Origin of the sequence: Microbacterium sp. NPDC087589 (assembly GCF_044743635.1) — a bacterium.
Taxonomy (GTDB): domain Bacteria; phylum Actinomycetota; class Actinomycetes; order Actinomycetales; family Microbacteriaceae; genus Microbacterium.
On the sequence record NZ_JBIUWV010000007.1, the window covers coordinates 220980 to 240405 of the forward strand.

Below are 19426 nucleotides of genomic sequence, written 5' to 3' on the forward strand. Positions count from 1 at the left end.
GCGGCGCGCGGTGAACGGACGGTGACGGCGCGCCGCGGCGGGTGCCCTCCTCAGGGAGACCTCCCTCACGCAAACGACGCCGCGAGCATCTCGGCGAAGAGCTCCTCGGCGTCGCGGTCGACGCGGCGTCGGGTGAACCAGTCGCAGATGTTGACGCAGTCGCGGTGCAGCAGGTCGAGTCCCCGGGGGTTCGCGATGATGTCGACGATCTGCGGCAGGTCGATCACGCGCACGCGCCCGTCGTGCACGAGCAGGTTGTAGGCCGAGAGGTCGCCATGGGCGAAGCCCGCCGTGGCGAAGATGCGCATGAGGTCCACGACCTGCTCGAACAGTTGCGCGAGCTCGGCCCGGTCGCTGCGCACGGCCGCCAGCCGGGGAGCCGCGACCCCGGAATCATCGCCGATGAACTCCATCAGCAGCTCCGTGCCGTTCACCTGCACGGGATACGGCACGGGCGCGCCGAGTTCCCACATGCGGCTCAGCGCGTCGAACTCCGCGAACGACCACTGCAGGGCGGCGACGGCTCGGCCGTGCTCGGACTTCTTCGCGAGGGCTCGAGTGTCGCGGGTGTTCCTCGTGCTGCGTCCCTCGGTATAGACCCCCGAGCGGTGGAAGCTGCTGTGGTCGGAGTCGCGATAGCGCTTCGCGGCGAGCAGGGTACGCTGCCGCGGGTCGTCCGGCACGGCGCGTTCGAGCAGGAACACGTCGGCCTCCTTGCCGGTCTTGAGGATGCCGAGTTCGGTGTCGAGCGCGCCCGCGCTCGTCACGACCCACTCGGGCCGGGGGAGCGGCCCGCGCTCCGACGGGGTGATCGCCGGCCAGGTCGTCCAGCGCTGGTGCTCGCCGGGTTCGACGTCGGCGAAGGTGGGGACGGATTCGAACGGCGAGGCGTCGAACGTCGAGGCGTCGAAGGAGGGAGAAAAAGAAGAGGATGCTTCGGAAGAAGCGAAGAGATCAGACACGGTGTGGCTCCGGAAGAGGGAGGCCACGCGCGGATCAGGAGCGGGCGGCCTCGAGAGGAAGGATGTCGGCGAGGGGCGCGACGAAGACGGTGTTCATGTCTTCCACTCCTCTCGCTCGGGCCTTCCGGGAGACCCCGGTGCGTCGTCGAGCCTAGGGGGCGCGACCGGATGCTGTCCAGACCCTGGTTCGCCCGTGTCACCGCGCAGTCCGGACGAATGGTCGGATGCCGTGGACGCCGCGTCGGGCGCAGGCACGCCGCACCTGCGAGCGTGGAACCATGACGACGACCGCGCCCGTGCCCGTGACGACCGCCCGCACCCAGAGCATCCGCTACGGCGGTCTCATCGTGCTGATGCTGATGGGGTTCCTGCTCGTCACGGCTGAGTTCCTGCCCAACGGCGTGCTCACCGAGATGGCCGACGCGCTGGGCGTGACTCCCGGCCAGGCCGGTCAGACCGTCACGGTCACCGCGCTCGTCGGCCTGATCGTCGCGCCGACGGTGGGACTGATCTTCCCCCGCCTCGACCGTCGCTCGTTGCTCGTCTGGATGGCGCTCGCCGCAGCGGTGTCGAACCTCATCGTCGCGATCGCGCCCAACCTCCTCATCGTGCTGCTCGCTCGGTTCCTGCTCGGGGCCGCGATCAGCGCCTTCTGGGCGATGTCGATCACCGTCGCCGCACGCCTGGCAGGTCCGGAGCACCTCGGGCGCGGCGTCATGTTCACCTCCGCCGGGGTCTCGCTGGCGACGGTCGCGGGCGTGCCGCTGGGTGTGATGCTCAGCGAGATCGTCGACTGGCAGACGGTGTTCGCGATCGCGGGCGTGCTGATGGTGCTGCTGGCCGTGGCGCTGCGGTTCATGCTCCCGTCTGTGCCGGCCGAGCAGGGGGCGAGCATCCGGCTCCTCGTCGACACCCTGCGTCGTCCTGGCATCGGGCTCGGCATGGTCGGGCACGGGCTCGTCGTGCTCGGCCACTTCCTCGCCTACACGTACGTGCGACTCGCGCTCGAGCGCATCCCCGAGGTCGAGCCGTCGACGATCATCCTGCTGCTCGCCCTCTTCGGGCTCGGAGGCCTCGCCGGCAACCTCGGGCTCGGGTTCTTCATCGACCGCACCTTCGGATTCTTCGCGGTGTTCGCCCCGCTGGTGATCGCGGTGTCGGTGCTGTCGATGATCCTCCTGTCCGGTTCGGTGCTCGGCGTCGCGATCGTCGTGTTCGTCTGGGGCTTCTTCTTCTCGTCGTGGCTGCTCGTGATCAACACGTGGGTCGGGCATCGCACGCCTGACCGTCTCGAAGCGGGCGGCAGCCTCGTGGTCGTGGGGTTCCAGGGAGCGATCACGATCGCCGCGGGTCTCGGCGGACTCCTGGTCGACACCCTCGACGTGGAGTTCGTCTACGTGCTCGGGGCGATCGCGCTGCTGGTCGGCGCCGTGCTCTTCGGAATGTCGAACCGCAGGAGCGTCGCGGCGGCGAAGCGGGTCTGACAGGCGAGTCGGCGGTCGGTCAGGCCGGAACGGCAGTGAGCTGCGAGGCGCGCCACGTCGACGGGGTCATCCCGGTGCGGCGGCGGAACGCTCGGCTGAAGCCCTCGTCCGAGGCGTAGCCCAGCTCGCGCGACGTCTCGCTGACCGAGCGCCCCTCGCTCAGCATCCGCTTCGCCGCGTCGACGCGCACCTCGGTGACGTAGTCGGCAGGCGAGCGGCCGATCGCGCTGCGGAATCGCTCGGCGAACACCGACCGCGACATCGCGCCGACGCCCGCGAGGCGCTCGACCGTCCAGTCGCGGCCCGGCTGCTCGTGGATCGCCTCGACCACTCGGTCGAGGAACGGATCGTTCGACACGGAGGGCCAGCCTGCCGGCGCGCAGCCGTTCGCCGCCCACGCGCGGATCACCGAGAGCAGCACGGTCTGCGCCATCATCCGGCAGATCACCGGGTCGCCCTGGCGTGACGGGCATGTGGCGGGATTGGTGGGTCCCATGCTTCCGGCGAGTGCGGCCGCCGCAGGTTCCAGCGCGGCGAACGACATGACGGTGATCGGATCGGGAAGGAGCGCGGCGATCATCGCGGCGCTGTCGGAGAACTCGAGGTCGACGACGACGAGGTCGGTCACTCCGTCGGCTTCGAGGGCTATCGGTGCACGGCCGAGCGTCAAGAACGCATCTCCGGCGACCAGGTTCGCGCGCAGCGGCCGATCGTCCACCGCGACGATCTGCGCTGCGCGGTCGACGTCGAGGCGGCATCCGGTGGTCAGTGGCGGATGTCCGTGCACCGAGCCCGATGCGATGTAGACGAGGGTGGCCGATCCAGAGGGGATCGGCAGCAGCCCGCCGGCGACGAGTGGCACGCGACGAGCGATGCCGACGCGGAGGTCGACGGAGTCGAGCACGTGCCCGAGGGCTGCGGAGTCGACGGTCACCATGCCTTCGGCAACGCCCGGGAGCGCATAGCTATTCCGGATACGCTGGACGGACCCCCACCCGAGGAGTCCCGTGTTCCGCACACCCGACCGCCTGTTCCGAGTTCTCGCGATCGCGGAGGCGATCACCTGGACCATCCTGATCTCGGCGATCATCGCCCGCGCCGTCGGCGCACCCGGTGTCGTCGTCACGGTCGGCGGTGGCATCCACGGTTTCGTGTTCCTCGCGTACGCCGCGACCGCCGTGCTCGTCGCGCTCAACCAGCGCTGGCACCTCGGCGTCGCGATCCTCGCCGTGGTGAGCGCCATCGTTCCCTACGCGACGATCCCGATGGAGATCTGGCTGCACCGCACCGGCCGTCTGGCCGGCGACTGGCGACTCGAGCAGACGCAGGACCCGCGCGACGCGCGCTGGTACGACCGGCTCATGCGCTGGTTCCTGCGCCGCCCGTGGGTGCTGGCGATCCTGCTCGCCGTCGGCATCGTCGCGCTGTACGTGATCCTGCTGCTCGTGGGCCCGCCGGGCGGCAAGTGACCTCCGGCCCGCCTCTGACTTCTGCCCGACCTCAGCAGAGCGGATGCCGGGCGCGCGGCGTCACTGGATGACGACGGCGTTCTTGTCGATGACCTCGGCCATCGTGGTCTGCATGTCGCCGCCGGTGCAGTCGACGATCACGTAGAGCCCGACCCCCGTCGCGGTGAAGGCTCGCGCGGCGATCGCCCACTGACGCTCGGCCTCTTCGCCGACGACCTGCCGGTTCTCGACGTCGGTGTTGCCGCCGACCTGATAGCTGAACGACCCTGTCGTCGAGAGCGGGGTGATCGCGGCGGCGTCTGCTTCACCGAGGATGACGGCGAGCATGGCATCCGAGCTGACGCTGTCGTCGCCGGCCACCGTGGGCACATCGGGGATGAGGCCCTGCCAGAACTGGGCCGTGCAGGTGTCGTCGATCGTGCCGTAGGTCCAGCCGCCGTTGCCGTCGTCCGGCGCGACGACCTTCCAGCCGTCGTCGGCGATCAACCCGTCGCCCCACTGGATGTACGCCGCTGCGGGGATGTCGGCGCCGTCTGCGAAGGTCATGGTCGAGGGCAGGTCGCCGGAGGGCTCCTCAGACGGGATCGCGGTCGGCGAGGGCTCCGGCCCGTCGCCGTCCGGCGTGTTCACGGGGATCTGCGCGTACAGGCAGCCGCTGAGCGGCAGCACCGCCAGGGCGACCACCGACGCGGCTGCGAGGCGGACGAGCGGAGAAGCCTGCGAGATGCGCGTCATGCCGGTCAGCCTAGTCGTCGGCATGACGGCCTAGTCAGTGCGCCGTGGCGATGCCGACGGCATCCTGCACCATCACCGACGCGACCCGCGCGCCGGCTCCGGCCGCCACGATCAGCTGCTGCGGGCCGGGGATCGCGGCATCGCCGGCGGCGTACAGTCCCGGCACATCGGTGCGCCCCGAGCGGTCGGTGACGAGGTGCCCGTCGTGGTCGACGGCTGGCGTGAAGCCGCGGAGGAAGCTCAGGTCGGTCTCCCACTCGGGCCGCACGAAGCCGCCGTCGACCTCGACGACCGCGCCGTCGACGAGACGGATCGCCTCGATGCGCCCGCGGTCGCCGACGAGTTCGGAGATCGGATGACGCATCACGGCGACCCCCACGGAGACGAGCTCGGCCTCCTGATCGGCGGTCACCGTGTCGGCGCCGAGCGTGAAGACGGTGAGGTTCTCGGTCCAGCGCGAGATGAGACGGGCGCGGTCGGCGAGATCGGGCGTCTCGCCGATGAGGGCGAGTCGCCGCCCCCGCAGCTCCCACGCGTCGCAGGCCGCGCAGCTGAACAGGCTGATGCCGTAGAAGCCGCGCAGGTTCGGCACGTCGGGGAGCGTCTCGCGCAGTCCGGTCGCCAGCAGCACGGATCGAGCGGCGACCACGTCGGTCGGGTCCTTGCGGCCGATGGATGCCGTGAATCCGGAATCCGCTGTGCTGAGGTCGAGGACTCTCACTCGCGTGCGCACTTCGATGTTCGGGTACGCGGCGAGCTCGTCGCGGGCCATGCGACGCAACTCGTGAGGGGCCACTCCGTCGCGGGTGAGGAAGCCGTGCGAGTTCAGCGTGGCGGCGTTGCGCGGGCGATCCGCGTCGACCACCAGCACGCGCATGAGCGAACGGCCCAGGTTCAGAGCGGCGGAGAGCCCCGCAGGACCGCCGCCGATCACGAGCACGTCGTAGGTGTCCGTGTCAGCCGTGTGCACGCTCCCAGTCTGCCATCTCTGAGGGCCGACAGGTAAAGTTGAGCCGGGTTCTATCAACTTCATTTGACAGCATCCGGAGGCCGGAGTACAGTTGAGTCATCGCGACTCAGGTTTCCCTGATCGACCCGGATTTACAGACCCACACCAACCTCAGCAACAAAGGAGAATCACATGGCACGTGCTGTTGGAATCGACCTCGGTACGACGAACTCGGTCGTCAGCGTTCTCGAGGGTGGCGAGCCGAAGGTCATCGCCAACGCCGAGGGCTTCCGCACGACCCCCTCGGTCGTCGCCTTCACGAAGGACGGCGAGGTGCTCGTCGGCGAGACCGCGAAGCGCCAGGCCGTCACGAACGTCGACCGCACCATCGCATCGGTCAAGCGCCACATCGGCACCGACTGGTCGTTCGACGTCGACGGAAAGAAGTGGACGCCGCAGGAGATCTCCGCGCGCATCCTCCAGAAGCTCAAGCGCGACGCCGAGTCGTACCTGGGCGACACGGTGACGGATGCCGTCATCACCGTCCCCGCGTACTTCAACGACGCCGAGCGACAGGCCACCAAGGAGGCCGGCGAGATCTCGGGCCTCAACGTCCTGCGCATCATCAACGAGCCGACCGCGGCCGCTCTCGCCTACGGCCTCGACAAGGGCAAGGAAGACGAGCTCATCCTGGTCTTCGACCTCGGTGGCGGAACGTTCGACGTCTCGCTGCTCGAGGTGGGCAAGGACGACGACTTCTCGACCATCCAGGTGCGCTCCACCTCCGGTGACAACCGCCTCGGCGGTGACGACTGGGACCAGCGCCTCGTCGACCACCTGATCAAGCAGTTCAAGGAGACGACCGGTGTCGACGTCTCGGGTGACAAGATCGCCCTGCAGCGTCTCAAGGAGGCAGCAGAGCAGGCCAAGAAGGAGCTCTCCTCCTCGACCAGCACGAGCATCAACCTCCCGTACCTGTCGCTGACCGAGTCGGGCCCGGTGTCGCTGAGCGAGACCATCACCCGCGCGAAGTTCGAGGACCTCACCAAGGACCTGCTCGACCGCACCAAGAAGCCGTTCGAGGACGTCATCCGCGAAGCCGGCATCAAGGTCGCCGACATCGACCACATCGTGCTCGTGGGTGGCTCGACCCGCATGCCCGCCGTCGCCGAGCTCGTCAAGCGCGAGACCGGCAAAGAGGCGAACAAGGGCGTCAACCCCGATGAGGTCGTCGCCGTGGGCGCCGCCCTCCAGGCCGGTGTCCTCAAGGGTGAGCGCAAGGACGTCCTGCTCATCGACGTCACGCCCCTCAGCCTCGGCATCGAGACCAAGGGCGGCATGATGACCAAGCTCATCGAGCGCAACACGGCCATCCCGACCAAGCGCAGCGAGACCTTCACCACGGCAGACGACAACCAGCCGTCCGTCGCGATCCAGGTCTTCCAGGGCGAGCGCGACTTCACCCGCGACAACAAGCCGCTGGGAACGTTCGAGCTCACCGGAATCGCCCCGGCTCCCCGTGGCATCCCGCAGATCGAGGTCACGTTCGACATCGACGCCAACGGCATCGTGCACGTGTCCGCCAAGGACAAGGGCACCGGCACCGAGAAGTCGATCGTCATCTCCGGCGGCTCGTCGCTGTCGAAGGAGGACATCGAGCGCATGGTGCGCGAGGCCGAGGAGCACGCGGCCGAGGACAAGGCTCGCCGTGAGGCAGCCGAGGTCCGCAACCAGGCCGAGACGCTCGCGTACTCGATCGACAAGCTGATCACCGAGAACGACGACAAGCTGCCCGAGGACGTGAAGACCGAGGTCAAGGCCGACGTCGACGCGCTCAAGACGGCGCTGGCCGGCGAGGACGACGAGGCCGTGAAGACCGCGTTCGACAAGCTGAACCAGTCGCAGGGCAAGATCGGCGAGGCCATCTACGCACAGTCCCAGGCAGAGGGCGCCCCGAGCGCCGACGCCGCGGGCGAGGCTCCGGCCGATGACAGCTCCTCAGACGAGGACGTCATCGACGCCGAGGTCGTCGACGACGAGGACGAGAAGAAGTAATCATGACGGACAAGAACTTCGACGACAATCAGGTTCCTGAGCCCGCCGAAGGTCACAGCGAGGGGTCGGATGCTCAGGCATCCGGCCCCGCGCCGCACAACCCGGACTCTGATGAGGCCCGGGCTGCGGAGGGCTCTGACGACGCGGACTTCACGATCGACGACATCCTGAACGCCGACCAGACGGCCGAGGCCGCTGCGGGGGATGACGCGATCGCCGACGCCGAGAACGCACTGCTGAACGACCTCAAGCGACTCCAGGCCGAGTACGCCAACTACCGCCGACGCACCGAAGAGCAGCGTCAGGTCGAGATCGAGCGCGCGAAGGGCGAGGCCGCCAAGGGGCTCATCCCCGTGCTCGACGATCTCGACCGCGCCGCCCAGCACGGTGATCTGGTCGAGGGCACGCCCTTCGCCGTGATCGCCGGCAAGGTGCGGGTGATCGTCGAGCGTCTCGGCGTCGTCTCGTACGGCGAGAAGGGCGAGGAATTCGACCCGCAGCGCCATGAGGCGATCTTCCAGCAGCCCACGCCGGGCGCCGACAAGACCACGGTGCTCGAGGTCGTCGAGGTGGGTTACCGCCTCGGTAATGTCGAGCTGCGTCCCGCGAAGGTCGTCGTCGCCGTACCCGCAGAGTAGGTGATCGATGGCTAGCCAGGACTGGTTCGACAAGGACTTCTACAAGACCCTCGGGGTCTCGAAGGACGTCAGCGACGCCGATCTCAAGAAGACGTACCGCAAGCTCGCTCGCAAGTATCACCCCGACTCCAATCAGGGTGACGAGAAGGCGGAGGCGAAGTTCAAAGAGGTCAGCGAGGCGTACTCGGTGCTCTCGGATGCCGAACAGCGCAAGGAGTACGACGAGATCCGCGCCATGGGCTCGGGCGCACGCTTCACGGCGGGCGGTGCGGGCGCAGGCGGCTTCGAAGACGTCTTCAGCCGGTTCGGGCAGCAGGGGCGCGGGCAGCAGCAGTCCGCCGACTTCGAGGACATCTTCGCGATGTTCAATCAGGGTCAGGGCGGTTCGTTCGGCTCCGGTCGATTCGGGCAGACCTCCGGCGGATACCGTGGCTTCGGCGGACCCCAGAAGGGTGCCGACGTCACGGCGCGCACCACGCTCGACTTCGCCACCGCCGTGCAGGGTGAGACCATCAGCCTGCAGGGAGACGATGGCAAGCCGTTCAAGGTGAAGATCCCCGCCGGTGTCGCCGACGGGCAGAAGATCAGGCTCCGCGGCCGCGGTCGCCCCTCGCCGGATGGCGGGGAGAACGGTGACGTGGTGGTGCAGATCGCGGTGCGACCGCATCCGGTCTTCACCCGCGAAGGGCTGAACCTGCGCGTGGTCGTGCCGGTGACCTTCACCGAGGCAGCACTCGGCGCGACGATCGAGGTTCCCACGCTCAGTGGCGACACGGTCAAACTCCGTGTCGCACCTGGCACGCCGTCCGGGCGCGTCCTGCGCGTCAAGGGTCGCGGCGTCGCCACCTCGAAGGGCACGGGCGACCTGCTCGCCGAGCTGCAGATCGCGGTGCCGTCGCACCTCGACGAGGCGGCTCGTGAGGCGCTGGAGAAGTTCCAGTCGCTCGAGCCTGCCGAGAACCCGCGGGCCGATCTGATGGCGAAGGCTCGGCGCTAGAGGACCCCCGCAACAGAACGATGACGAACGCGAACACCGAGGAAGAGGTGAGGGAACATGGCTGACCAGCGCATGGATGCCGATACCCCGGTGTTCGCGATCGCCGTCGCCGCCCAGCTCTCGGGTCTCCACCCGCAGACGCTGCGACAGTACGACCGCATCGGGCTCGTGGTGCCCGGCCGCACCTCGGGTGGTTCTCGTCGCTATTCGACCCGCAACATCGAGCAGCTCCGTGAGGTCGCCCAGCTGTCGTCCGAAGGTGTCAGCCTTCCTGCGATCGCGCGTCTGCTCGATCTCGAAGACGAGAACCGGATGCTGCGACGCCGCGTCGCCGAGCTCGACGCCGCGCTGCGCGCCGAGCGAGACAATCGTCCGGGTATGCGTGTGTTCGCCGCAGGATCCGCCGGCGTCATCCCGGTGCCGAGCGGCCGCCGCATCCGTCGCTCGGCCGAAGTCGTGCTCTGGCACCCGGGCAGCGGCCGCAGCTGAGGCCCCGGGCCTGCCGCACGCGTCATCCCTGCGCGCGCGCCATTCATCCGCGCGCGGTATCGTTGCGACACGATGAGGATGACGCGTCGCACACTGCTGATGGGCGCCGGAGCCGGTGTCCTGGGAGTCCTGCTGGCCTCCTGCACACCCGAGCCGGCGCCGTCGCCCACGCCCGACCGCTCGCCCACTCCGAAGCCGACCGCTGGCGCGATCACCCCCGCCGCGTTCGCCCGCAGCTCGTGGACGACCGACCCGTTCGCGCTCGGCGCTGCGAGCTTCACCCCGGTCGGCACGCAGGCGAGAGCCCGCGAGGCACTGGCCGAACCGATCGACGACCGCCTCTTCTTCTCGGGCGAGGCGACCGATGCCGAGGCGCCGGGTACGATCGCCGCTGCGCTCCGATCCGGAGATCGGGCCGCCGACGAGCTTCTTCGCGCTGCCGACAGCGGTGAGCGCGTGGCGATCGTCGGCGCGGGTCTCGCCGGTGCCGCCGCCGCTGCCCGACTCGTCGCCGAGGGGCTGCAGGTCACGGTGTTCGAGGCGCGCGACCGCGTCGGCGGGCGCGTGCACTCGGTGGTCGACGACAGGGTGTGGCCCTTCCCTGCACAGCTGGGCGGCTGGTTGCTCGGCTCCTCTGACGACGTCCTGCTCGAGGCTCTCAACGCCCGCGACATGCGGACGGCTCCGATCGCAGGTTCGCTGTGGCGATCGGCCGACGGGGACGTCGAGCCGGTGCCGACCGAACCGGTGCAGGCGGCGATCGCCACCGCCCAGGAGGGGCCGACCGACTCGTCTCTCGAAGATGCGCTGACGGCGGCGGGCGCTGATCCTGAGGAGCCGGGGCTCGCGGCGCTGCTCGCCTCGATCGCGGCCGCATCGGGGGCCGATGCTTCCGATGCATCGACGTGGTTCCCCCCGCGGCTGCCTGATGACGAGATGGTGGCGCCTCTCGGCGACCTCACCCCGGCCATCGACGAGCTTCTCGAGGGCGCGAAGCTGAGCCTGTCGTCGCCCGTCAGCCGCGTGGCATACGACGACGCGGGCGTCAGCCTCGGCATCGCCTCGGGAGAGTCGCTGTCGTTCGACCGAGTCCTGATCACGGTGCCGCTCGGCGTGCTGAAGAGCGAGGGGCTGGAATTCGCTCCCGCCCTGCCCTTCGGCCATCGCGGGGCCATCGCCGAGCTCGGCATGGGACTCATCGAGACGGTCTGGCTGCGCTTCGACGATCCCCTGATCGTGTCGGCGCCAGAGACCGAAGACGGTGCTGAAGGTGATGCGGAGCGCGATGCTGAAGGCGATGTCGCAGCCACCGAGTCCGCTGCGACGGTCTGGCACGTCGTCGGCGGCGATGCGCTGATCCGCACCTGGATCAATCTCGCACCGGCCACCGGCGAGAACGTCGTGGTGGGCATCGTCGGCGGAGAAGCAGCCGGCACGTTCGCCGAGTTGAGCGAACAGAAGGCGCTCGAGGCGGCGATCGCCTCGCTCGCACCGTTCCTCGCCGCACCTGCCTGACCCGCACCTGCCTGACCCGCACCTGCCTGACCCGCAGCGGCCCGAACGGGGCTCAGACCTCCGGGCGATCCTGGCCGCGTCGTCGCATCCGACTGACGAGCACGATGAATGTCGCGACGAGCGCGAAGATCGCCAGCGCCACCGCGCTGGTGATCAGGAACTCGGCAGGGCCGGACACCTGTCGGGGGTCGAGGAAGTAGTACGGATACCACCCCACGGAGGGCCCGCGCCACATCGTGACGCCGCCCCACGCGAGGGGGAAGGTGAGTGCCGTCGGCACCACCCACCACGGCACGCCGCGGTGACCCGGGGTCAGCACCCAGGCGATGGCCGTGCACGCGGGCAGCCAGAAGTGCAGCACCTGATCAGACCACGGCACATCGACGCGGATGCCGCGGAGCCCTGCCTGCCACACGATCAGCGCGAAGGCGAGTCCTGCCGTGATGGTCCAGGTGAGCACGAGTGCCAGGGCGACGGTGAACCAGCGGGGATCCGTCGCCCGGATGAAGGCGAGCACCGCGCCGATCAGCAGCACCACCACGAGCGCGCAGTTGGACTGGACCGTCAGATACGCGAAGAAATTCTCGCCCGCGATCGATCGGGAGCTCAGGCCCCAGAACAGCCGGTGCACGAGCGCGACGGTGCACACTGCGGCCGTGGCCAAGCGCAGCACGCCGAACGCCGATCGTGCCCTCACTCTCGCCTCATGCCCCTTCCCGGCTGTGCGCATCGTCGTCCAGACGGCGCATCTCCCATCCGGCGAGTCTACGGAAGGCACGGCGAGGGAGGCTGCGACGACCTGCGCACAGGAGACGGAAAAGTCGTCTGAATAGCGTGGACGCAGGGATAGCCCCTGCTCCGCGCCTGGCGCGCGGTGTCCTGCCACGAAGGAACACCTCCTCATGACGAACACCACCGCCCCCTCTGCCGCCGCCTCGCTGGGACTGCTCGTCCTGCGCGTCGTGGTCGGCGCCGTCTTCGCCGCTCATGGAGCGCAGAAGATCTTCGAGTACACGATCCCCGGCACCATCGGCAGCTTCGCGGGCATGGGGGTGCCGATGCCTGAGATCGCCGCGCCCTTCGTCGCCTTCGTCGAGCTGATCGGCGGCATCCTGCTGGTGCTCGGCCTCTTCACCCGCCTCGCCGGCCTCCTCCTCGCGATCGACATGGTCGTGGCGCTGGTCCTCGTGCATCTCGCCGCAGGCCTCTGGGTGGGCGAGGGCGGATACGAGTTCGTGGCCGTGCTCGGTGCGGCCGCGCTGGCTCTCGCACTCACCGGCGCCGGGCGCTTCTCGCTCGACGGCGCCTTCCTGCGCGGCCGGGCTCCCGCCTGGCTCAGCTGACGGAACGAGGGGGCGTCCCACGGGGCGCCCCCTCTGTCGGTGTGTATCCTGTCAACAGTTAACAGGAGGTCACCGTGACACAGACCGTCAAACGCGGAGAGTCCCTCGGCGCGCAGGTGGCGCAGGTCCTGCGTCAGCGCATCGTCCGCGGCGAGCTCTCGCCTGGCGAACGCATCACCGAGGAGGCGCTCGCCGAGGAGTTCGCGGTGAGCCGGGGCCCGATCCGCGACGCACTCACCCAGCTCAGCTTCGAGAAGCTCGTCGAGGTGCAGCGCCCGCGTGGCGTGTACATCACCGGGCTGTCGCAGGACGACGTGGATCAGCTCTACAGCCTGCGCGGCGCTCTCGAGCAGCTCGCGCTCTCGCGTGCCATGAGAGTCGACGACGACGCACGGTGGGCTGCGATGACGGCCGCGGTCGACCGCATGAGCGAGGCCGCCGACAGGGGAGACCATGCGGCGTTCGTCGCCGCCGACCTCGAGTTCCACTCGGAGATCTACGTTCTCGCCGACCACCCCCGTCTGCAGGGCGCGTGGAGTCAGTACCTGCCGACCTTCGCATCGCTTCTCGAGGTGACCATCAACCACGACGACGATCTTCATGAGTCATCCGACGACCACGTGAAGCTCATGGACGTGATGCGCTCAGGCACTCCTGAGGAGGCAGCGGCGGTGCTCACCGCGCACCTCGACGGTGCGCGCGACCGGATGCTCAGCGAACTGGCCGACCGGCCGGCCTGACTGCAGCCGTCGTACGCTGCCGGACTCAGCTCAGTGTTGACTGTTAACAGTCAACACTGATACGGTCAGTGCGTCGACAACAAGGTCGACCCACGTAGAGGAGCAAAGATGCCCCGCACGCGCATCACCCGGACGGCCGCCGCTCTCGCGGCCGTCGCCGCCACCGCTCTCGTCCTGTCGGCCTGCACGAAGGTCGAAGAGGGGGAGGAAGCCGCGTCGACCTTTCCGGAGAACGACATCCGCCTGATCATCCAGGCCAACCCGGGTGGCGGATCCGACCTGTCGTCTCGTGCCCTCGCGACCGAGCTCGAGGGGATCCTCGGCGTCAGCGTGATCCCGGAGAACATGCCCGGTGCCGCAGGTGCTCTCGCCATGGAGTACGTCGGGGCGCAGGACCCGGACGGCTACGTCATCGGATTCGCTCCGGTCGAGATCGCGATGCTCAACACCACCCAGAGCGCGAACGTGCTGCCCGACGACTTCGACCTCCTGGGTCAGATCATGCTCGCCCCCGGCGTCGTCACGGTCGGTGCCAACAGCGGAATCGACACGCTGGAAGACCTCGTAGCGCAGGCGGAGTCCGGCGCGGTCACCGTCGCCAACTCCGGAGCCGGGTCGATCTGGGAGGCCGCCACGATCGGCCTCGGTGATGCGACCGGTGCCTCCTTCGCCCCGGTGCCCTACGACGGCGGAGCCACGGCTGTCGCGGCCGCCGCCTCCGGCGAGACCGTCGCCGCGGTGTCCGGCCTGGGCGAGGCTCTCGCGCAGGGCGAAGCCGTGCGCATCCTCGCGGTCCTGAACGACGAGCGCCACCCCGACGCGGAGGACGTGCCGACGGCCGACGAGGCGATCGGCGAAGACGTGATCTTCGGCGGATGGGGCGGCATCTACGCCCCGAAGGGCCTGCCCGACGACGTGAAGACCGAGCTCGAGGCAGCGGTCAAGGAGGCCGTCGAGTCCGACAGCTACCAGCAGTTCCAGAAGGACGCCGGCAACCTCGTGGTCTACCGCGACTCCGCCGAGTGGACGACGTTCGTCGACGAGCAGTTCGATCTCTTCAAGGACCTCCTGGGCTGACCGGCCCGGGAGTGCGGGGCCGGGCTCATCCCCGGCCCCGCCACCTCTGTCGTCGCACCTCAGATCAGGGAAGGAGCAGCATGTCCCACGCCGATGCCACGAGCTCGGATGCCACGAGCCCCGCCGCACACGACGAGCACGACGGAGCACGCGCGTCGAAACCGCTCGAGATCTGCTTCGCGGTCGTCGCGCTGGCTTTCAGCGCCGGCTATCTCGTCCTCGCGACGCAGATCCCGCTGCGCCGCGAGGCCGCAGCGGGCCAGATCGACGCCCGCTTCTGGCCCATGGTCATCGCGGTCACAGCGGTCGTCATCGCTCTCGTCCTGCTCGCCCTCGCTCTCACCCGCCCGGCATCCGGCCGTGAGGACCTCGACCGCATCCAACCCGGCGGAGTGCTTCGCGTCGCCCTGACCCTCGTGATCACCGGGGCATTCATCGCCGTGTGGTCGCTGGGCACCGTCATCCTGTTCGGGTACCGCATCGAGGTCTTCCCCGTGGCCGCCGCCGTGCTGATGGCCGCTCTCATGCTGCTCTACGGCCACCGCCGCTGGGTGAGCCTCATCATCTACTCGCTCTCCGTCACGGCGTTCGTCTACGTCGTGTTCGGGATGCTCCTGAGGATTCCCCTGTGAACGCGCTCATGGAGGGGCTGAACTCGCTCCTCGACATCTCGATCCTGCTCTACATGCTCGTCGGGCTCCTGCTCGGCTTCATGGTCGGAGCCTTCCCCGGCATCACCGCGACCATGGCCGTCGCGCTCGCCGCGGGGTTCACGCTGACTCTCGAGCCCGTGCAGGGTCTCGCGGTGCTCCTCACCATCTACGTGGCAGCCAACTTCGGTGACCGGGTGCCGTCGATCCTCATCAACACCCCTGGCACGCCCGCCTCGATAGCCACGACCCTCGACGGCTATCCGATGGCCAAGCAGGGGCGGGCCGGTCTCGCCCTCACGATCTCGGCGATCGTCTCGGCCGTCGGCATCCTCGCCTCGCTCGTGCTGTTCGCGGTCGCCGCCGTGCCGATAGCCAGCTTCGCCCGCGACTACTTCAAGTCGCCCGAGCTCTTCGCTCTCGTCGTCTTCGGCATCTCGATCATGATCGGCATCTCGTCGAAGTCGATGCTCAAGGGCATCCTCGCCGGTCTCTTCGGCCTCATGCTCGGCACGGTCGGGACGTATGCCGCGACAGCCGACCAGCGCTTCACCTTCGGCGTGCTCGAACTGGTCGAGGGCGTCAACTTCATCGCCGTGATCATCGGGCTGTTCGGCATCGCCGAGCTGTTCGACCAGCTGTTGACCCACCACAAGAGCAACGTGCGCCCCATCTCGAGCCTCGGTCGCTGGTGGCCGAACCGCTCGGAGTTGAAGCAGAGCGGTCGAGCCACCGCCGTCGGCGGCGCGGTCGGTCTCGGCGTCGGGCTGATCCCGGCGGCCGGCGGCGACATCGCCGGTCTCATCGGATGGGAGCGAGCGCGCAAGGTCTCGAAGCATCCCGAGATGTTCGGCAAGGGCTCGATCGAAGGCGTCGCCGCCTCCGACACGGCCTCCAGCGCCACGCTCGGCGGATCGCTCACGACCACGATGGCCCTCGGCATCCCCGGCGACTCGGTTATGGCCGTGATGATCGGCTCGATGATCATCTGGGGCATCACGCCAGGGCCCACGCTGTTCACGAACCGCCCCGACCTCGTGGTCTCGATCGTCGGCATCATGCTCGTCGCGACCCTGCTGTCTCTCGTGCTGAGCCTCGTGCGCATGAAGGGCATGGTCAAGCTGCTCGACGTGCCGCAGCCGTACCTCTGGAGCGGCATCCTGATCTTCTGCATCATCGGCACGTACGCGACCTCGAACAGCCTGTCGACCGTCGTCACGATGCTCGTCTTCGGTGTGATCGGTGTGCTGCTGAAGCGGATGCAGGTGCCTGCCGGCCCGATCGTGCTCGGCCTGCTGCTCGGCCCCCTCGCGGAGGAGAACCTGGCCCGCACGCTCGCGATCCTCCCGACCCGGCCGTTCTTCGAGGTGGTGAGCCCCATCGCGATCGTGCTGCTCGTGCTCGCCGTGCTCTCGATCGTCATGCCCGCGATCCGCGCCGCCCGCAGGCCGCGCGGCGAACGCGCCTCCCTCGAGGACTCGATCCTCCAGGCCGAGAGTCGCGAGCAGATCGAGAGGGCGCACGGCGAGCTCGCCGCCGACCCCGATCTGCTCACGTCGACCGTCCGCAACGTCGACGCACCCGCGCGGCGCCCGCGAAAGACCCGCAAGAACTCCAAGGAGAACGAGAAGTGACCCGCTACGACATCCTCACCGCCGTGCCCACCGCCTTCCACAGCGACGGGACGCTCGACATCGAGGGTTCGCGCGCGATCTTCCGGTTCGTCGCCGAATCGGGCAACGAGGGAGCATTCGTCCTCGGCACCACGGGAGAGTTCCCCGCGGTCGACGCCACCGAGTTCGCGGCGATCGTCGAGGCGGCGCTGGCCGAGCTCAAGGATCGGATGCGCGTCGTCGTGCACGTGGGTCAGCCGAGCACGTTCGAAGCCCTGCGCCTGGTCGAGATCGCGAAGGGGCTCGGCGCGACCGAGTTCGCGGCTCTCACGCCGTACTACCTCAAGGCCACCGATCAGTCGATCTTCGACTACTTCGCGGCGCTGTCGGCAGCGGTCGGCGACGGCCGACTCTACGTCTACATCTATCCGGCGCGCAGCGGCAATCCGGTGTCGGTCGAGCTGCTCGCACGTCTGGCCGCGTTGCCGAACATCGTCGGCGCCAAGGTCAGCGAGCTGTCGCTCGACGAGATCGCGGCGTACCGCGCCGCAGTCCCGGCCGACTTCGACCTCTACACCGGTGCTGATCGCGACCTGATCGCCGCGGTGCAGGTCGGCGCGCAGGGCGTCGTCTCGGGGGTCTCATCCGTCACCCCCAAGCCGTTCCGGGCGCTGGCCGACGCCGGTCGCTCGGGTGATGCGGCGGCGATCGCCGCCGCGCAGGCCGCGGTCGACGACGTGGTCTCACTCATCGGGGGAGACATGGCGCGCATGAAGGAGGCCTACCGGGTGCTCGACGTCGTCGACACGCACTGCCGCATGGCGATCGCCGAGCCGACGGATGCCGAGCGCGAGGCCGTCGCGCGGGTCGTGGCGGCGCACAGCTAGACGCACAGCTAGGCGCACAGCTAGGCGCAGGGCTTCGGCGCGAGTCCGAGGGCGCCTCACAGCCGATCCGGGCAGGATGGAATCATGTCCGTCAACCCGCACGAATCCCGGCCATGGCTCGACTCCTACGCTGAGGGCGTCCCGGCGGAGATCGATGCTCCGACCCAGACGCTGCCCGAGATGATGTCCGCGAGCATCGCGACGTTCGGTCGTCGACCGGCGCTGGAGTTCTTCGGCGCGGTGACCACCTACCGCGAGCTGGGGGAGCAGATCCTGCGCGCGGCAGAGGGACTCCGGCGTCTGGGCGTGCACAAGGGCGACCGGGTCGCGCTGGTGCTGCCCAACTGCCCGCAGCATGTCGTGGCCTTCTATGCGGCACTCCGTCTCGGCGCCATCGTCGTCGAGCACAACCCGCTCTACACGGCGAGGGAGCTGCGGCACCAGTTCGAGGATCACGGCGCGAAGGTCGCGATCGTCTGGGACAAGACGGTCGACACGATCGCGGACTTCCCCTCGGACCTGCGGGTCGAGCACATCGTGAGCGTCGACCTCACCGAGGCGATGCCCACCTCGCAGCGCCTGCTTCTGCGGCTGCCCATACCGAAGGCGCGGGCGTCGAGGGCGAAACTGACGGCCGCTCCGAAGACGCGTCGCGCGCTGGCCTGGAGGAAGCTGGTCGACCATCGTCCCCTGTCGCGCCGCGTCGAGGGCCCCACGCTCGACGACACCGCACTGCTGCAGTACACGAGCGGAACGACGGGCGACCCGAAGGGCGCGATCCTCACCCACGCGAACCTGCGCGCCAACGCGATGCAGGGTCGGGCGTGGGTGCCGGGGCTCGTCGACGGCAAGGAGACGTTCTACGGCGTGCTGCCGCTGTTCCACGCCTACGGGATGACGCTCTGCCTCACGTTCGCGATGAGCATCGGCGCGAAGCTCGTGCTGTTCCCGACCTTCGACCTCGGCCTCGTCACGAAGGCAGCGCGCACCAGCCCGCCGACCTTCCTCCCCGCCGTGCCTCCGATCTACGACCAGCTCGCGCGTGCCGCGTCACGCGGAACCATCGACCTCTCCACCGTCAGGTTCGCGATCTCCGGGGCGATGAGCCTTCCGGTCGCGACCGTGCAGCGGTGGGAGGAGGCGACCGGGGGCCTGCTCGTCGAGGGCTACGGCATGACCGAGAGCTCACCCGTCGCGCTCGGCAACCCGATGGGGCGCAGCCGTCGCCCCGGCACAGTCGGCGTGCCGTTCCCGAGCACCGAGATCCGAGTCGTCGATCCCGCCGACACCGACGTCGACATGCCGGTGGGCGAGCGGGGCGAGCTGCTCATCCGCGGCCCCCAGGTGTTCCAGGGGTACTGGGGTCGCTCGGGCGACACCGCCGATGTGCTGCTCGCCGACGGCTGGCTGCGCACCGGCGACATCGCCGAGGTCTCGGACGACGGCTTCGTGACCATCGTCGACCGCCTCAAGGAGCTCATCATCACCGGCGGGTTCAACGTGTCGCCCAGCGAGGTGGAGGATGCGCTCGAGGCGCACCCCGACGTGGTCGCCGCTGCGGTGGTCGGTCTTCCGCGCTCGAGCGGGGGCGAGGAGGTCGCGGCCGCCGTCGTTCTCCGTGACGGCGCGGCGCTCGACACGGGAGCGCTGCGAGACTTCTGCCGCACGCGACTCACCCCGTACAAGGTGCCCAAGCGCATCACCGCTGTCGACGATCTGCCTCGCTCGCTGATCGGCAAGGTGCTCCGCCGACAGGTGCGCGATCGGATGCTCGCAGACTGACCGAGGGACGCGTCGGCCGACTCGCGAGCCGATCGAGGTGG

19 protein-coding genes are annotated in these 19426 nt (G+C 69.0%); 14 read left to right on the forward strand and 5 right to left on the reverse strand.

The annotated features are described in order from the left end of the window. Positions 1-65 precede the first annotated feature (65 nt). On the reverse strand, positions 66-962 hold the full coding sequence (locus ACIOU8_RS15415) for a serine protein kinase RIO (protein WP_400791260.1): 897 nt from the start codon (positions 960-962) through the stop codon (positions 66-68). A 278-nt stretch (positions 963-1240) separates the two neighbouring features. Here ACIOU8_RS15415 and ACIOU8_RS15420 point away from each other — a divergent pair, with 278 nt between their 5' ends. After that, positions 1241-2446: an MFS transporter gene (locus ACIOU8_RS15420; RefSeq protein WP_400791263.1), complete on the forward strand. Its 1206-nt coding sequence runs from the start codon at positions 1241-1243 to the stop codon at positions 2444-2446. Between the two features lie 19 nt (positions 2447-2465). Here the strand turns inward: ACIOU8_RS15420 and ACIOU8_RS15425 are convergent, their stop codons facing one another. Continuing rightward, positions 2466-3383: a helix-turn-helix transcriptional regulator gene (locus ACIOU8_RS15425; RefSeq protein ID WP_400791266.1), complete on the reverse strand. Its 918-nt coding sequence runs from the start codon at positions 3381-3383 to the stop codon at positions 2466-2468. Positions 3384-3453: 70 nt separating this feature from the next. Between ACIOU8_RS15425 and ACIOU8_RS15430 the strand changes: the two genes are divergently transcribed. Then, entirely contained in the window at positions 3454-3915 is a 462-nt protein-coding gene (locus ACIOU8_RS15430; protein WP_400791269.1) for a DUF3817 domain-containing protein, read from the forward strand. Positions 3916-3975: 60 nt separating this feature from the next. Here the strand turns inward: ACIOU8_RS15430 and ACIOU8_RS15435 are convergent, their stop codons facing one another. Both ACIOU8_RS15435 and ACIOU8_RS15440 read right to left on the reverse strand, forming a co-directional pair. Then, positions 3976-4650, reverse strand: coding sequence for a hypothetical protein (locus ACIOU8_RS15435; protein WP_400791272.1), 675 nt, complete (start codon positions 4648-4650; stop codon positions 3976-3978). A 34-nt stretch (positions 4651-4684) separates the two neighbouring features. Further along, positions 4685-5620: an NAD(P)/FAD-dependent oxidoreductase gene (locus tag ACIOU8_RS15440; protein WP_400791275.1), complete on the reverse strand. Its 936-nt coding sequence runs from the start codon at positions 5618-5620 to the stop codon at positions 4685-4687. A 171-nt stretch (positions 5621-5791) separates the two neighbouring features. Here ACIOU8_RS15440 and dnaK point away from each other — a divergent pair, with 171 nt between their 5' ends. The 5 genes from dnaK to ACIOU8_RS15465 all read left to right on the forward strand — a co-directional run bounded on the left by dnaK (position 5792) and on the right by ACIOU8_RS15465 (position 11293). Beyond that, positions 5792-7654 carry a molecular chaperone DnaK gene (gene dnaK / locus ACIOU8_RS15445; RefSeq protein WP_400791277.1) on the forward strand — a complete coding sequence of 621 codons (1863 nt, stop codon included), beginning with the start codon at positions 5792-5794 and terminating at the stop codon, positions 7652-7654. Between the two features lie 2 nt (positions 7655-7656). Beyond that, positions 7657-8292: a nucleotide exchange factor GrpE gene (locus ACIOU8_RS15450; protein WP_400791280.1), complete on the forward strand. Its 636-nt coding sequence runs from the start codon at positions 7657-7659 to the stop codon at positions 8290-8292. A 7-nt stretch (positions 8293-8299) separates the two neighbouring features. Next, the gene (locus ACIOU8_RS15455; RefSeq protein ID WP_400791282.1) at positions 8300-9289 is read left to right on the forward strand and encodes a DnaJ C-terminal domain-containing protein; all 990 of its coding nucleotides are present in this window, start codon (positions 8300-8302) and stop codon (positions 9287-9289) included. Positions 9290-9346: 57 nt separating this feature from the next. Further along, positions 9347-9778 (forward strand): heat shock protein transcriptional repressor HspR, encoded by a 432-nt coding sequence (locus tag ACIOU8_RS15460; protein WP_400791284.1) that lies wholly within the window; start codon positions 9347-9349, stop codon positions 9776-9778. A 78-nt stretch (positions 9779-9856) separates the two neighbouring features. Then, positions 9857-11293 carry an FAD-dependent oxidoreductase gene (locus ACIOU8_RS15465; protein WP_400791286.1) on the forward strand — a complete coding sequence of 479 codons (1437 nt, stop codon included), beginning with the start codon at positions 9857-9859 and terminating at the stop codon, positions 11291-11293. 52 nt (positions 11294-11345) lie between these two features. Here the strand turns inward: ACIOU8_RS15465 and ACIOU8_RS15470 are convergent, their stop codons facing one another. Next, positions 11346-11990 carry a Pr6Pr family membrane protein gene (locus ACIOU8_RS15470; protein WP_400791288.1) on the reverse strand — a complete coding sequence of 215 codons (645 nt, stop codon included), beginning with the start codon at positions 11988-11990 and terminating at the stop codon, positions 11346-11348. Between the two features lie 205 nt (positions 11991-12195). Between ACIOU8_RS15470 and ACIOU8_RS15475 the strand changes: the two genes are divergently transcribed. The 7 genes from ACIOU8_RS15475 (at position 12196) to ACIOU8_RS15505 (ending at position 19385) form a co-directional block, all read left to right on the forward strand. Then, entirely contained in the window at positions 12196-12636 is a 441-nt protein-coding gene (locus ACIOU8_RS15475; protein ID WP_400791290.1) for a DoxX family protein, read from the forward strand. A gap of 74 nt (positions 12637-12710) precedes the next feature. Further along, complete coding sequence (locus ACIOU8_RS15480) at positions 12711-13376, forward strand: GntR family transcriptional regulator (RefSeq protein WP_400791292.1); 666 nt, start codon at positions 12711-12713, stop codon at positions 13374-13376. Between the two features lie 108 nt (positions 13377-13484). Further along, a complete protein-coding gene (locus ACIOU8_RS15485) occupies positions 13485-14453 on the forward strand; it encodes a tripartite tricarboxylate transporter substrate binding protein (RefSeq protein ID WP_400791294.1) in 969 nt (322 codons plus the stop codon). A gap of 80 nt (positions 14454-14533) precedes the next feature. Next, on the forward strand, positions 14534-15085 hold the full coding sequence (locus ACIOU8_RS15490) for a tripartite tricarboxylate transporter TctB family protein (RefSeq protein WP_400791297.1): 552 nt from the start codon (positions 14534-14536) through the stop codon (positions 15083-15085). Then, positions 15082-16737, forward strand: a complete 1656-nt coding sequence (locus ACIOU8_RS15495; protein WP_400791300.1) for a tripartite tricarboxylate transporter permease — start codon at positions 15082-15084, stop codon at positions 16735-16737. The genes ACIOU8_RS15490 and ACIOU8_RS15495 overlap by 4 nt, the downstream gene beginning before the upstream one ends. Then, positions 16734-17603 carry a dihydrodipicolinate synthase family protein gene (locus tag ACIOU8_RS15500; protein ID WP_400791302.1) on the forward strand — a complete coding sequence of 290 codons (870 nt, stop codon included), beginning with the start codon at positions 16734-16736 and terminating at the stop codon, positions 17601-17603. The genes ACIOU8_RS15495 and ACIOU8_RS15500 overlap by 4 nt, the downstream gene beginning before the upstream one ends. Positions 17604-17687: 84 nt before the next feature. Next, positions 17688-19385 carry a long-chain-fatty-acid--CoA ligase gene (locus ACIOU8_RS15505; protein WP_400791305.1) on the forward strand — a complete coding sequence of 566 codons (1698 nt, stop codon included), beginning with the start codon at positions 17688-17690 and terminating at the stop codon, positions 19383-19385. Positions 19386-19426: the final 41 nt, after the last annotated feature.